Origin of the sequence: Agromyces albus (assembly GCF_004134825.1) — a bacterium.
GTDB classification, from domain to species: domain Bacteria; phylum Actinomycetota; class Actinomycetes; order Actinomycetales; family Microbacteriaceae; genus Agromyces; species Agromyces albus.
Window position 1 is genome coordinate 61,051 of sequence record NZ_SDPN01000013.1, and the last position, 14,193, is coordinate 75,243.

Annotated in this window: 13 protein-coding genes and 1 tRNA gene; 10 read left to right on the plus strand and 4 right to left on the minus strand. The window is 69.7% G+C overall.

Features of this window, described 5'->3' with window-relative positions; translation table 11 throughout:
* The first annotated feature begins 18 nt into the window (after positions 1-18).
* The 5 genes from ESP51_RS09020 (at position 19) to ESP51_RS09040 (ending at position 4,009) form a co-directional block, all read left to right on the plus strand.
* Positions 19-552, plus strand: coding sequence for an FtsB family cell division protein (locus ESP51_RS09020; protein WP_129520575.1), 534 nt, complete (start codon positions 19-21; stop codon positions 550-552).
* Positions 549-1,130, plus strand: a complete 582-nt coding sequence (locus ESP51_RS09025) for a DUF501 domain-containing protein (protein WP_129520576.1) — start codon at positions 549-551, stop codon at positions 1,128-1,130. The genes ESP51_RS09020 and ESP51_RS09025 overlap by 4 nt, the downstream gene beginning before the upstream one ends.
* Positions 1,127-2,410 carry a S8 family serine peptidase gene (locus tag ESP51_RS09030; RefSeq protein ID WP_241843076.1) on the plus strand — a complete coding sequence of 428 codons (1,284 nt, stop codon included), beginning with the start codon at positions 1,127-1,129 and terminating at the stop codon, positions 2,408-2,410. The genes ESP51_RS09025 and ESP51_RS09030 overlap by 4 nt, the downstream gene beginning before the upstream one ends.
* A gap of 34 nt (positions 2,411-2,444) precedes the next feature.
* Complete coding sequence (locus ESP51_RS09035) at positions 2,445-3,902, plus strand: NAD(P)/FAD-dependent oxidoreductase (RefSeq protein WP_129520577.1); 1,458 nt, start codon at positions 2,445-2,447, stop codon at positions 3,900-3,902.
* Positions 3,903-3,935: 33 nt separating this feature from the next.
* Positions 3,936-4,009: transfer RNA gene (locus tag ESP51_RS09040), tRNA-Leu, on the plus strand.
* Between the two features lie 33 nt (positions 4,010-4,042).
* Here the strand turns inward: ESP51_RS09040 and ESP51_RS09045 are convergent.
* Positions 4,043-4,765: a B3/B4 domain-containing protein gene (locus ESP51_RS09045; protein WP_129520578.1), complete on the minus strand. Its 723-nt coding sequence runs from the start codon at positions 4,763-4,765 to the stop codon at positions 4,043-4,045.
* Positions 4,762-5,712 carry a DMT family transporter gene (locus ESP51_RS09050; protein WP_129520579.1) on the minus strand — a complete coding sequence of 317 codons (951 nt, stop codon included), beginning with the start codon at positions 5,710-5,712 and terminating at the stop codon, positions 4,762-4,764. Before ESP51_RS09050 ends, ESP51_RS09045 begins: the two co-directional genes overlap by 4 nt.
* Before the next feature lie 66 nt (positions 5,713-5,778).
* Here ESP51_RS09050 and pdxR point away from each other — a divergent pair, with 66 nt between their 5' ends.
* Positions 5,779-7,209: a MocR-like pyridoxine biosynthesis transcription factor PdxR gene (gene pdxR / locus ESP51_RS09055; protein ID WP_129520580.1), complete on the plus strand. Its 1,431-nt coding sequence runs from the start codon at positions 5,779-5,781 to the stop codon at positions 7,207-7,209.
* Here pdxR and ESP51_RS09060 read toward each other — a convergent pair whose 3' ends face one another.
* The gene (locus ESP51_RS09060; RefSeq protein ID WP_164990469.1) at positions 7,210-8,439 is read right to left on the minus strand and encodes an FG-GAP-like repeat-containing protein; all 1,230 of its coding nucleotides are present in this window, start codon (positions 8,437-8,439) and stop codon (positions 7,210-7,212) included.
* A gap of 258 nt (positions 8,440-8,697) precedes the next feature.
* The gene (locus tag ESP51_RS09065) at positions 8,698-9,624 is read right to left on the minus strand and encodes a Ppx/GppA phosphatase family protein (RefSeq protein WP_129520582.1); all 927 of its coding nucleotides are present in this window, start codon (positions 9,622-9,624) and stop codon (positions 8,698-8,700) included.
* Between the two features lie 148 nt (positions 9,625-9,772).
* On the opposite strand from ESP51_RS09065, the gene ESP51_RS09070 reads away from it, so the two are divergent.
* Genes ESP51_RS09070 through ESP51_RS09085 form a run of 4 tightly spaced genes read left to right on the plus strand, consistent with a single transcriptional unit; the run spans position 9,773 to position 14,182 of the window.
* Positions 9,773-10,369 carry a TetR/AcrR family transcriptional regulator gene (locus tag ESP51_RS09070; protein ID WP_129520583.1) on the plus strand — a complete coding sequence of 199 codons (597 nt, stop codon included), beginning with the start codon at positions 9,773-9,775 and terminating at the stop codon, positions 10,367-10,369.
* On the plus strand, positions 10,366-11,625 hold the full coding sequence (locus tag ESP51_RS09075) for an MFS transporter (RefSeq protein ID WP_129520584.1): 1,260 nt from the start codon (positions 10,366-10,368) through the stop codon (positions 11,623-11,625). Before ESP51_RS09070 ends, ESP51_RS09075 begins: the two co-directional genes overlap by 4 nt.
* On the plus strand, positions 11,625-12,872 hold the full coding sequence (locus tag ESP51_RS09080) for an alanine racemase (RefSeq protein WP_129520585.1): 1,248 nt from the start codon (positions 11,625-11,627) through the stop codon (positions 12,870-12,872). Before ESP51_RS09075 ends, ESP51_RS09080 begins: the two co-directional genes overlap by 1 nt.
* Entirely contained in the window at positions 12,869-14,182 is a 1,314-nt protein-coding gene (locus tag ESP51_RS09085; RefSeq protein ID WP_129520586.1) for a D-arabinono-1,4-lactone oxidase, read from the plus strand. The genes ESP51_RS09080 and ESP51_RS09085 overlap by 4 nt, the downstream gene beginning before the upstream one ends.
* Positions 14,183-14,193 lie beyond the last annotated feature (11 nt).

The following is a 14,193-nucleotide window of genomic DNA, read 5'->3' on the forward strand; positions in this document are numbered from 1 at the left end:
GGTCGGTGAGGAGGGGCGATGAAGGGTGATATGCCGCGCCCCGGCCCCGCAAGAACCGCTTCGGTGCGCTCGGGGTGGCTCAGCGGCATCCGCTTCTCGGGGTTCTCGCTCATCATGATGGGCGTGCTCGTGCTCGGGGTGGTCGTGCTCGCACCCACCGTCGCGGCGTTCGCGCAGCAGCGCCAGCAGATCGCCGAGATGCGAGCCGCGGTCTCCGAGCAGGAGGAAGACGTGCAGCGCCTCCGCGACGAACGCGAACGCTGGAACGACGAGACCTTCATCGTGACCCAGGCCCGCGAGCGGCTCTACTACGTGATGCCGGGCGAAGTGAGCTACCTCGTGATCGACGATCGCTCAGAGGCCGCGATGGCAGATACCGCGACCGAGGTCTCCGCCGAGGTCACCGAATCGAAGGGCGACTGGATGCGCACCCTGCTCGACTCCGTGATGACCGCTGGGCTCGCGCCCGATCCGAGCGCTCCGGCGGATCCGGTGGTCCCTGCGGATCCGGCGGCGTCGACAACTCCAACGACCGAGGGGAGCGACGGATGAGCCGCCCGCCCTTCGAGCCGGCGAGTGAGCGCGACATCCGCATCGTGTCGGCCCAGCTCGGCCGACCGGCGCGCGATGTCGTCGGCATCCCCGCGCGTTGCGTGTGCGGTGCGCCCACGGTCGTGGCGACGGCTCCGCGGCTCTCCGACGGCACGCCGTTCCCGACCCTCTACTACCTCACCCACCCGGTCGCGACCGCGGCGATGTCGTTCCTCGAGGCCGCGCAGCTCATGGTCGAATGCACCGAGCTGCTCGCGTCCGACCCAGAGGTCGCCGCCGCGTACGAACGCGCGCACCTCGACTACCTCGCCGACCGGGAGTCGATCGCCGTCGTTCCCGAGATCGCGGGCATCTCCGCGGGCGGCATGCCGACTCGCGTGAAGTGCCTGCACTCGCTCGCCGCGCACTCGCTCTCGGCGGGCCCGGGGGAGAACCCCATCGGCGACATCGCCCTCGAGCGCTCGACCTGGACGCCCGAGGTGTGCCGCTGCCCCGACTACGGGGTCGACGACGTCGACGACGTCGACGACGTCGACGACTCCGATGACGCGGATGCCGCAACGGAGGCTCGCGCGTGAGTCGTTCCTCCCGCCGGCCCGTTCAGACCATCGCGAGGGCCGCAGTCACCGTCGTCGCCGCCACCCTGCTCGCCCTCGCGGGCGCCGCCCCGGCGCACGCCGACACGGTGCGCGACCTCGAGTACTGGCTGAACGACTACGGCTTCACGACCGCGTGGCAGACCTCGCGCGGCAAGGGCGTCACGGTCGCGGTGATCGACACGGGCGTGAACGGCAACGTCGCCGAGCTGCGCGGCGCGATCACCGACGGCACGGATGTCTCGGGCCTCGGCTCGCCCGACGGCCAGACGCCGGTGGGCGAGGAGAGCCATCACGGCACGATGGTCGCGTCGCTCCTCGCCGGTCGCGGCAGCGGCGAGGGCACGGGAGTCATCGGCGTCGCGCCCGAGGCCGACATCATCACGGCGTCGGTCGCATTCGGACAGGACACCGGTGCGGTGAAGTCCAACGACGAGCAGATCGCCGAGGCCGTGAGGTGGGCCGTCGACAGCGGCGCCGACGTCATCAACATGTCGCTCACGCGCAACACCGCCGACTGGCCCGAGAGCTGGGACGACGCCTTCATGTACGCGTTCGACCACGACGTCGTCGTGGTCGCGGCGGCGGGCAACCGAGGGAGCGGCACCACCCAGGTGGGCGCTCCGGCCACGATTCCGGGCGTGCTGACCGTCGCGGGCGTCGATCGCAACAAGAATGCGAGTTTCGACGCGAGCTCGCAGGGCATCACGATCGCGGTCTCCGCTCCGAGCGAGAAGCTCGTCGGGGTGCTTCCCGACGGCGGCTACGTGCAATGGGACGGAACGAGCGCGTCGACGCCGCTCGTGGCCGGACTCGTCGCGCTGATCCGCTCGGAGTATCCCGACCTCGATGCGGCGAACGTCATCGAGCGGCTCATCAAGACCGCCGATCCGAATGGACAGCAGGTGCCGAGCCCGCTCTACGGGTGGGGCATCATCGATCCTGTCGCAGCGCTGACCGCCGAGGTTCCCGAAGTCGAGACGAGTCCGCTCGGCAGCCTTGCCGACTGGATCAAGCTGCACCGGCGGGCGGAGGCACCGGTACCCGACAACGAGGGCGACACCCCGCAGGAGATCGTGCCGATCGCCGACCCGCCGCCGCCGCGCTCGGATGCCGCGCAGACGCTGCTGCCGACACCGTGGACACTCGCCTATGTGACGGTGCCGCTCTCGCTCGTCGCCGGATTTGGTACGCTAGCAGCGCTGTTGGGCATCGGCGCCACTCGGCATACCAGGCGGATCGTCCGCTCCCGCGGGCAGTGATCGCACGCAACAGATAACGAGGAGTCCATTCACCGTGCCCAAGATTTTGATCGTCGGCGGCGGCTATGCGGGGTTCTACACAGCGTGGAAACTCGAGAAGTGGCTGCGCCCCGGCGAAGCTGAGGTCACGATCGTCGACCCGCTCCCGTACATGACGTACCAGCCGTTCCTCCCCGAGGTCGCCGCAGGTTCCATCGAGCCGCGGCATTCCGTGGTGTCGCAGCGCCGTCACCTCAAGAAGACGAGCGTCGTGACGGCGAAGGTCACGCGCATCGACCACGCCGCGAAGACGGCCACGATCACGCCCGAGCTCGGTGAGCCGTGGGAGTTCGAGTACGACGTCATCGTCGTCACGGGTGGCGCGGTCTCGCGCACCTTCCCGATCCCGGGCATCGCCGAGAACGCGATCGGCCTGAAGTCGATCGAAGAGGCCGTCGCCATCCGCGACCGCGTGCTGACGAACTTCGACAAGGCGTCGAACCTCCCGCCCGGCCCCGAGCGCGAGCGCCTGCTGACGTTCGTGGTGGTCGGCGGCGGATTCGCCGGCATCGAGGTCTTCGGCGAGCTCCGCTCCTTCGCCAGCGCGCTGCTCGAGTACTACCCGCAGCTCACCTTCGACGAGACGCACTTCCACCTCATCGAGGCGATGGGCCGCATCATGCCCGAGGTGTCGCTCGAAACGAGCCACTGGGTCATCAAGCACCTCGCACAGCGCGGCGCCGAGATCCACCTCGACACGCAGCTCTCGAGCGCCGTCGACGGCGTCATCGAGCTCTCCACCGGCGAGTCCTTCGAGTCCGACCTCATCGTCTGGACCGCCGGCGTCATGGCCAACCCGGCCATCGTGCGCTCGAGCGACCTCCCCGTCGAGGAGCGCGGCCGGCTCAAGGCCCGCGCCGACCTCCGCATCGGCGACGAAGACGACTTCGTGCCCGACGCGTGGGCAGCGGGCGACATCGCCGCGGTGCCCGACCTCACCGGCGGCGGTGTCGGCGGATATTGCGTGCCGAACGCCCAGCACGCGGTGCGGCAGGGCAAGCTGCTCGCGAAGAACATCGTCGCCGTGCTCCGCGGTGAGGAGCCGAAGGAGTACTTCCACAAGAACCTCGGTGCGGTCGCCGGTCTCGGCATCGGCTCGGGCGTGTTCCAGTCGGGCAAGATCGCACTGACGGGCCTCATCGCCTGGTTCGCGCACCGCGGCTACCACGGCCTCGCGATGCCCAGCTGGGAGCGCAAGTTCCGCGTGTTCTGGGGCTGGTGGAACAACTTCTGGCTCGGCCGAGACATCGTCTCGCTCTCCGCGGTGCAGTCGCCGCGCGCGCAGTTCGAGCAGTTCGCCGCTCGTCCGAAGCCGCCGGCCGCGGCCGCACCTGCGCCGACCGGCCAGATTGCGTCATCCGGTTCGAAGAATGGTGCTGCGAAGCCGGCGAACGAGAAGGCCGGGTCGAAGGCCGACGCCAAGGCCCAGGCAGAACCAGTCGCCGCGAAGTAGTGTGGATCGCGGCGCCGCATCTTGCGGCGCCGCGCTCCCGTAGCCCAATCGGCAGAGGCAGGCGACTTAAACTCGCCCTAGTCTGGGTTCGAGTCCCAGCGGGAGCACCTCGGATACCTCGGCCCACCCCAGGCGGCTGGCTAGCCGCGTTGCGCGTCGGCGGCATCCAGCTCGATGCCCGGATCGTCCTTCGAGAGTCGCCGATGCACCGGGGTGGCGCCCCAGTGGGCCGCGATCTCCTGGGTGAGGGCGCTGCGCACGCGATCGATGTCCGCCGTCGCGGAGTCGTGAACGGCCTCGGCGACGATGAGTGCTCGGGTGGTTCTCGGGCGGATGGCAGAGCGGCCGCTCTGGCGGGTGACCCAGCGTCGTGAGTGGGCGTAGCCCGCGCGGTCGGCGTAGACAATCTCGCCGGCGGCCGGGTGCTCGATCTCTCCCGAGAACGTGACGTACGTCTCGGCGCCGGTTGCGGGACCGACGGTGAGGTCTCCGTCGACGCGGTCCAGGTCGAGCACGGCGATCGGAATGGCGTGTGCCGCCGAGACCGCATTGCAGAGGTCGACGAGCGGATGCATCCGCGGCAGTTCGCCGTGGGTGCGAAGCCGGCGAAGCAGCGACTCGGCTGCATTTCTGAACTGCGTGGGTTTGAGTCCCATCTGCGCGTAGACGCGGCGCCAGGCCCCGATCGCGGCGAGTTCGCTCTCAGGCATGCCGGCAGCGCGTTCGCGAGCAGCGGTGAGGTACGCAGCGACCGCGTCCTCGACGTCAGCGTCATGGTCGACAGCTTCGACGATGAGGGCTGCCGCGGCCAGGCGGGGAAACCGCTGCCACACGTGTTCGGAGTGCGTGAACTGTCTTGTCATGTCTTCCTCTCGAGGAGCTCCTCGCGACGGGATGTCGGGAAGAACGGACGGCGTGACCACGGCAGGAACCCGATGACGAGTCCGACGGCGATGACGGCCATGCCGATCCAGGCGCCGAGCGACGGGAGCGGCGCTCCGAGCAGGGAGGCGATGAGCGCGGCCGCCGGGGCCGCGATGCCGGCACAGAGTCCGACCGTTCCCGGGCCGAGGCGCTGGACGCCGGTGAACCAGAACACGAACGCGACCGCGGTTGCGACCGCTCCGAGGTAGAGGATCGCGATCACGGTCGCCGGCTCGGCGAACGACGCCAGGGCTGGTCGCTCGATGATCGCGGCGAGCACCGCGAAGATGATCGCGGCGACCGCCGCTGTGGCGGCCGAGTAGCTCCACGGTCCCATGCGCGGAAGGGCGCGGGCTCCCAAGAGGGTGAAGCCCGTCTCGCACGCGATGAGCGAGGCGGCCATCAGGATCCCGATCACGTCGCCTCGCCCCCAACCAGTGACGGCGACGGCGCCGATGCTGACGATGATCGCGCCCGTCATCACGCGGGGCGAGGGTCGCCGGCGCTGGCTGAGCGGTCCGGCGACCGCGAGCGCGAGGGGGATGCAGGCGACCGCCGCTCCGAGCAGGCCCGGCTCGGCATGGCGGGTCCCGACGATCGTCGCGAGGTTGAAGGCCACGAGCCCCGACATCGCACCACCGATGACCCAGCCGATGTCGCCACGTCGAGGAAGCACGAGCCGAATGCCGACGGCGCGTGCCATGACCACGAGGGCGACCGCCGCGACGGCGTAGCGAGCCGCTTGCACGCCGAGCACCGGGAGGTGCTGCGTCGCGTCGATGACGGCGACGCTGCTGCCGAGCAGCACCATCCCGGCCAGACCAGGCCACGCGCCCCACCACAGCCCGAGCCGAACGGACGGTTCGGACGCCGCGACTGACCTCATGCGTTCCAGCGTGCTGGAGCGATGGCCCACTCCATAGAGCCAAAGCCGACGCAGTACATTGGTCCAATGGATGGCTCGGACTTCCTCCAACTCGACCCCCAGTGCGTGGCCCGAGGCGCGCGGACCGACTGGCTCACGGCCCGCATCCGCGAGGCGGTTCTCGGTCACGTGCTGGTGACCGGCTCTCGGCTGCCGCCGACACGGGTTCTCGCAGCCGACCTGAGGTTCTCGCGCGGCACGGTGGTCGAGGCCTATCGGCGGCTCACCGAGGAGGGGCTCATCGAGGGGAATGCCCGCGCGGGCACGATCGTCGTCGCGCCGGCGCTGCACCAGCCGGCGGCATCCGGGCACGCGCGGCACGTCGAGGAGAGGAGTGGTTCGGCCGGGATCGACGCGCCCCGCAGCCGGGACGTCATCGACCTGGCCGCAGGGTTGCCCGACCTCGCGTCGTTCCCGCGGACGGCATGGTTGCGCGCCGAGAACGAGGCGCTGTCGACAGCCACAACGCGCCAGCTCGGGTATGGAAAGCCCGAGGGTACCGAAGAGCTCAGGCGAGAGCTGAGCGGATGGCTCAGCCGTTCACGCGGCGTCACGGCGCCTCCGGATCGCATCATCGTCACCGCCGGCGTCACCGGGGCGGTCAGCCTGCTCGCGCAGGTCCTGCGCGCCAACGGCCACACCACCGCCGCCGTCGAGGATCCGAGCGCCGAGGGGAGCCGACGCATCCTGCGCTACTGGATGCCCCACGTCAGCCCCGTGCCCGTCGACGACGACGGGATCGACACGCGATCGCTCGCCGAATCGGGCGCGCACGCGGTGCTCGTGACCCCGGCGCACCAGTACCCCACCGGAGTGGTGCTCTCGCCGGAACGGCGGCGTGAGCTGGTGGCCTGGACGCGCGACGGCGAGAACCTGATCATCGAAGACGACTACGACGCCGAATACCGCTACGACCGCAGGCCCGTCCGTGCCGTGCAGCCGCTCGCTCCCGACGCGGTCGCCTACACCGCGAGCCTGTCGAAGACCCTCGCCCCGGCACTTCGACTCGGCTGGCTCGTGCCGCCGGCGCACCTTCACCGGAAGCTCGTCGAGTTGCGCTGGGCCACCGACCTCGGGTCTCCGGCGCTGCCGCAATTGACCCTCGCGCTCCTCCTCGCGAACGGCACACTCGAACGACACCTGCGCGTCATGCGCACACGGCATCGGGTGCGGCGCGACGCGGCGGTCACGGCCATCCGCGCATCGATGCCAGCCCTGCACATCGGAGGCGTCGCGGCGGGTCTGCACATCGTCGTGAGGCTCCCCGAGCAGTTCGACGACGAACATGTCGCAGCCGAGGCTCGCGCCGAGGGCGTCATCGTCCAGCCCCTGAGCAGGCACTACGCAGGCTCGGGCGCACCCGGGCTCATCATCAACTACGCCGGCCACCATCCGGCGCGACTTCAGACCGCGATCAGCGCCATCGCTCGAGTCATCGCGGGTCGCACGACCGGTTGATCAGTGCCAACCGGTACCGATCTGTTCCCCGGAGTGAGTTCCCCAGCCGCCGGCGCCATTGCCGCGGTAGAGACGGAGCACGCCGTCGTCTGTCACGCCCAGGATGTCTGTTGCACCATCGCCCGTGAAGTCCCCGGGACTCGTCAGGTTGATGAACTGGTCCCATTCCGAGCCGATGACGATGCCAAGCGGCTCAGCCCAGCTGCCCGAGCCATCGCCGGTGTAGATGCGGAGTGAGCCTGCCGCGGTGACAGCGAGCACGTCGGGCTTCGCGTCCCCGCTGAAATCACCCGGGCTCAGGAGCTTGGTGAACACGTCCCACCCCGAACCGATCACCTGTCCGGCCGGCGAGGTCCATCCACCCGAGCCATTGCCGGAGTACAGCAACATCGTCCCGTCCGGCCTCACACCGATGATGTCCGCTCCGCCGTCTCCGTTGAAGTCGCCGGGTGAGAACACGGACGTGAACGCGTTCCACCCGCTGCCGATGACCGTTCCGCCGGCGTTCGCCCAGCTGCCTGCACCGTTGCCCGGGTAGAGGCGCATCGCTCCGTCGGTCGTGATGCCGATCACGTCGGACGCTCCATCGCCGCTGAAGTCTCCGGGTGCGATGACCTTCCCCATCGCATCCCACGAGCTGCCGATCGAGATTCCCGCCGGAGACAGCCATGAGCCTTGACCATTTCCCTGGTAGTAGGAGAGCGTCCCGGTCGGGACGATCCGGAAGACGTCAGATCGACCGTCTCCGTTGAAGTCCGCGGAGCCGATCGCAAGCTTCGCGAGATCGCTCTCCCGAGTCGTCGCATCCCTGACGACGCCGGTCGTCGGTATCGCCAGATGGAGGTGGTCGCATGAATCGGCGAATCGACTCGTGATGTACTCCAGCGAGATCGAACTGCCACACCCCGACTGGCCGGCTTGGGTGCCCCAGGGAACGATGGAGTCGAGGAACCTCAGGAACGGGATGGAGCCGGTGCCGCCCGTGATGCGCGTGCCCCCGACGCGAACGAAATCGACGGCCCGTCCGGGATCGGAACAGTGCGGGGAGGTGTAGCTCGTCGGGCAGGGCGGGTCCTGCAGCACGCCGGGGCACGACCGGAGCAGGTCGCTGATGAACAGCGAACCATACTCGTTCAGCGTCAGCACCAGGATCTGGAACACCCGGACGTCAAGGCGGCACCCGGCCGCGGGACTCTCGCCACGGGCGACCGGTGCGATGATCTGGGACACCACTCCGAAAGAGATCGAATCGAAGCGGCCCTGTGCACGCGCGTTCATGAGCGTCTGTGCAAGGACCTGGGGATTGGCGGAGACCGCCTGCGCCTGCTCCGATTGGCTCGGGAGGATCGTCGTTGCGCAGATGATCGCTGCCCCGAGTGATCCCAGCAACAGCCGTCGCAGCCATCCTCGACGGTTCGGAAGCCTCCGTGAATGCTGCGTTGCGGCGTTGCCCTTGGCGGCCAGACTTTCCCCCTTAGATGACACCGACTACGTGAGCCGGTCCAGTCGGCGCAGGATCAGCCCCTCACGGAGTGCCCACGGCGAGACTTCGAGCACTTTCGCCTTGAAGGCGCGCATCGTCTCGGAGAGCACGATGGCTCCCGCGACGATCTGGAACGTGCGGTCCTCGGTGATGCCGGGCAGTGCCGGCCGCGCGTCGGCGGGGATGCGTGCGAGTCGTGGGATCCAGTCATCGAGGGCCGAGAGCTTCAGGATGCTGCGCTCCTCTGCTCCGACGCCTTCCTCGGTGCTTCCGGCGAGCTTCGCGAGTGAACGGATCGTCTTGGATGAGCCCACGACGTGGTCGGCTTCGGGAATGCCGCCGACGTCGCGGAGTGTGTCGGAGAGCAGGCCGCGGGCATGCTTGCGAAGGCGTTCGACCTGCTTCTCGGTGGGTGGGTCGTCGGGGAGGAACTCGATCGTCGAGCGGCCGGCGCCGAGCGGAACCGATTGCGCGACATCCGGGATCTCGTCGGCCCCGTGAGCGATCTCGAGCGAACCGCCTCCGATGTCGAAGAGGAGGACGCGGCCGGCCGACCACCCGTACCAGCGTCGCACCGCGAGGAACGTGAGACGCGCCTCGTCGGAGCCGCTGAGCACACTGAGGTGGATCCCTGCGGCCTCCTCGATGCGGGCCAGCACCGCGGCACCGTTGGCGGCCTCGCGGATCGCGGATGTCGCGAACGCGAGCATCTCGTCGATGCCCGACTTGCGTGCCACCCGGACAGCGTCGCGGACGGCGGTGACGATCGCCTCGACGCCCTGCTCGCTGATCGCTCCGTCGTCGTCGAGGTACCGCATGAGCCGAAGGACCGACTTCTGCGAAGCGGTCGGGATGGGCCGAGCGCCGGGATGTGCGTCGACGACGAGCAGGTGCACGGTGTTGGAACCGACATCGAGAACCCCCAGACGCATGTTGCGAGCGTAGTGGGCCCATGAAGCCACGAAGCCGCGGCGCACCGCCGCCGCCGAACACCGGTGCGCCCAGCGGGACTTTCGTGCATACTGGTGCGACTGGGACGACCGTCCCACTTCGGTCGGCGATGGCGTCGGGAGGAGTCGCGTGGGTCGCATCTCTGCTCCCGAGCGCCGCAGCGCACTCGTCGAAGCCGCCCTGCGCGTGGTCTCTCGCCGAGGCATCGCACAGGCGACGACGCGCGCGATCGTCGCCGAGGCGGGCATGTCGCTCGCGAGCTTCCACTACGCGTTCGAATCCCGTGACGAGCTCATCGATGAACTCATCACCACGGTCGTCGCTCGCGAGCAGCACGCCGTGCTCCCCGAACCAGTGCCGGGCGGAGACCTGCGCGAGATCCTCGAGGCAGGACTGCTGCGCTACTTCGAGCACTTGCGTGCCGATCCCGAGCACGAGCAGGCGATGCTCGAGCTCACGCAGTACGCGCTGCGGTCGCTCGAGCGGCATCCGCTCGCCGTCGCGCAATACGCACGGTATGCCGAGCTCGCGGCGCACTCGCTCGAGGTCGCCGCGAGCCACGCCGGCACCACGTGGGACCGGCCCGTGGAACAGGTGGCCCGCGTGCTCGTGGCCTTCACCGACGGGCTCACCCTCACGTGGCTCGTCGACCGCGACGACGATGCAGCACGAGCGGTCGCGCACGCGGCCGCCGACGCCCTCTCGAGAATGGCCGAACCGCGATGACGACTGTCGAGACCGCTCCCTCTGCACTCGGCGAACCGACCCGGCGGGTCTCACGGGGCTGGATCGCGGCGTTCGCGGGCTCCTGGCTCGGCATCTGGATGGCGCAGCTCACGCCCGTGCAACTGCTCCTGCCCGCGCAGATCGATGCGCAGCTGCATCCCGACGACTGGGTCGACAGCGTGATGGCGTTCGGCGTGATCTCGGGCATCGCCTCGCTCTTCGTGATCGTCGCGTATCCGCTCACCGGTGCGCTCTCCGACCGCACGACGTCGCGGTTCGGTCGCAGGCGCCCGTGGATCGCGATCGGCGCGCTCGTGTTCGCGTTCTCCCTCGTCGCGCTCGGCTTCCAGACCGAGCTCTGGACGATCGGTGCTGCATGGATCGCGGCGACCGTCGGGTTCTGCATCATGACGGCCGCACTCACGGCGACGATCTCCGACCAGGTGCCGGTCGGCCAGCGCGGCTTCGTCTCGGGCTGGATGTCCGCGCCGCAGGCGGTGGGCATCATCGTGGGCCTCGTGATCGTGACCGAACTCGTACCGGGCGCGGCGGCGGGGTACGCCGTGCTCGCGGTGGTGCTCCTCGTGCTCGTGCTGCCGTTCCTGCGGCGCCACGACCAGCCGCTCGCGGCGGTCGAGCGAGCCCGCGTGTCAGCCCGCAGCATCCTCGCGAGCCTGTGGATCAGCCCGAGGCAGTATCCCGACTTCGGCTGGACGCTGCTCAGCCGAGTGCTCGTCTCGATCGGCAACGCCCTCGGCACGAGCCTCCTGCTGTACTTCCTGATGTTCGGTCTGGGCGACGAGAATGCCGAGGCCGACCTCATCATCCTCACGCTCATCTACATGGTGTTCGTCATCATCGCCTCGCTCACCCTCGGCCGCCTCTCCGACCGACTCGGCCGCCGGCGCGTGTTCGTGTTCGTGGCGGCCGGGCTGCAGGGCGTCGCTGCACTCCTGCTCGCGATCCTGCCCGACCTCACCGTCGCGATGATCGCCGCCGGGCTCCTCGGCCTCGGCTATGGCTGCTTCCTCTCGGTCGACCAGGCGCTCGCCACCCAGGTGCTGCCCGACCCGGCGTCGCGCGGCAAAGACCTCGGCATCATGAACATCGCCTCGGCCGTTCCCCAGTCGATCGGCCCATTGCTCGGTGCGTTCGCCGTGCTCGCGACGGGCTCGTTCACGCTCGTGTTCGTGCTCGGCGCGGTCTTCGCCTTCGGCGGTGCGCTCGCCGTCTCTCGCGTGCGGAACGTGCGCTGATGAGCCTCGAACTGCGCTTCACGGGCAATCCGACGACGGATGCCGCGAGCTGGCTCACTCCTGAGCGGCACTGGCCGGCCCTCACCGCCGCGACGGCGCACCTCGACGCTCCCGTCGGCGCCCTCCACCTCGGGGCGCTGCGGCACAACGCGCTCGACATGGTGCGCCGCGCGAGCGGCACCCCCATCCGCATCGCGTCGAAATCGGTGCGCGTGCGCAGCGTCATCGAGGCGCTGCTCGAGATGCCCGGCTACCGGGGGGTGCTCGCCTACACGCTCGCCGAGGCGCTGTGGCTCGCCGATTCGGTCGACGACCTCGTGGTCGGCTACCCCACGGCAGAACGGGGCGGCATCCAGCGACTGGCGACCGACCCGGCGCTGGCGAGCCGCATCACCCTCATGGTCGACTCGCCCGCGCAACTCGACCTCATCGACTCGGTCCTGCCGCCGGGGCGGCGCGAGCCGATCCGGTTATGCCTCGAGCTCGACGCCTCGTGGGATGCGCCAGTGCTCGGCCACCTCGGCGTACGTCGATCTCCAGTGCACGACCCCGCCGACGCGGGCGCGCTCGCTGCCTACATCGCGAAGCGGCCCGGATTCGCACTCGTCGGCATGATGTCGTACGAAGCCCAGATCGCGGGAGTCGGGAACCAGCCCGAAGGCCGACCGATCGACGGGGCGCTCAATCGCTGGATGCAGTCCCGATCGATGCCCGAGCTCGTCGAGCGCCGTGCGCGTGCGGTCGCGGCCGTGCGCAGGCACGCCGAGCTCGAATTCGTGAACGGCGGCGGCACGGGCTCGCTCGAGCTCACGTCGGCCGACCCGTCGATCACCGAGGTCGCCGCGGGTTCCGGCCTCTTCGGCGGGCACCTCTTCGACGGTTATGCCCACTTCACCCCGGCTCCCGCTGCGGCCTTCGCGCTCGACGTGGTGCGCTCGCCGAGCCCCGCACACGCGACGATCCTCGGCGGCGGATGGATCGCCTCGGGGCCGCCCACGGCCGACCGTGTTCCTCGCATCGTGTGGCCCGAGGGGCTCTCGATGGTCGCGCGCGAGTCGGCCGGCGAGGTGCAGACCCCGGTCACCGGTCGAGCTGCGGCCCGACTCGAAGCCGGCGACCGGGTCTGGTTCCGGCACACGAAGTCGGGCGAGCTCTCGGAGCACCTGAACGAGTTCGCCGTGGTCGACGGCGGTGCGGTCGTCGAGACGATCCCGACCTACCGGGGAGAGGGCAAGGCGTTCCTGTGACGGCGAGCGGAGCGGTGTGGCGCAATTGGGCCCGCACCGAGTCGGCGCGTCCGATGCGCGTGGAACGACCGGCCACGGCCGGCGCCGTGCAGCGAGCCGTGGTCGCCGCCGCGGCATCCGGTCTCCGGGTGAAGCCCGTGGGCTCGGGCCACAGCTTCACGGGCATCGCCGTCGCCCCCGACGTGCAGCTCGACCTCGCCGACCTCTCGGGAGTGATCGACGCGGATGTCGCGACCGGCCGCGTCACGCTCGCCGCCGGCACCCGGCTCCACGAACTGCCCCGCCTGCTCGCACCCTACGGGCTCGCGCTGCCCAACATGGGTGACATCGACAAGCAGACGATCGCCGGCGCCACGTCGACGGGCACTCACGGCACCGGGCTCGCCTTCGGCGGTCTCGCGACGCAGATCGTCGGCGCGAAGCTCGTCGACGGTGCGGGGGAGCTCGTCACCGTGAGCGAAACCGAACGGCCCGAGCTCCTGCCCGCCGTGCGACTCGGCCTCGGCGCCCTCGGCGTGCTCGTCGAAGTGACCCTGCAGCTCGTGCCGCGGTTCGTGCTGCACGCGGTCGAGACGCACCAACCGCTCGAGGAAATGCTCGACGGGTGGCTCGATCGGGTTCGCGGCGCCGACCACTTCGATCTGTACTGGTTCCCGCACACCGACACGGCGCTGGCGAAGACGAACACGCGCCTGCCGGGCGATGCACCGCGGAAGCCCCTCGGCCGCCTGAGACGGTGGGTCGACGACGAGCTCCTCGCGAACGGCGCCTATCGTGCGATCTGCGGGCTCGGCGTGGCCGCGCCGGCCACGACGCCGTTCTTCGCCCGGAATCTCGACAAGGTCACGGGCGACCGCGACTTCACCGACTTCTCGCCCGCGGTGTTCACCACGAATCGCACCGTGCGCTTCCGCGAGATGGAGTACGCGGTTCCGCTCGCCGTCGTGCCCGAGGCGCTCCGCGAAGTGCGAGCCCTCATCGAACGGCGCGGATGGCGCATCAGCTTCCCGATCGAGGTGCGCGCGGCGGCATCCGACGACAACTGGCTCTCGACGGCGTATGGCCGGGAGACCGGCTATCTCGCCGTGCATCGGTACTTCCGCGAGGACCCGAGCGAGTACTTCGCCGCCGTCGAGCAGATCATGGTCGGCTTCGGCGGGCGGCCGCACTGGGGCAAGATGCACTCGCGAACGGCGGCGGAGTTGCGCGAGGTGTACCCGCGATTCGACGACTTCCTGCTCGTGCGCGAGGAGCTCGATCCCGAGCGGCGCTTCGCGAACCCCTACCTCGAGCGCGTGCTCGGCGCCTAGGTCGCGCCCCC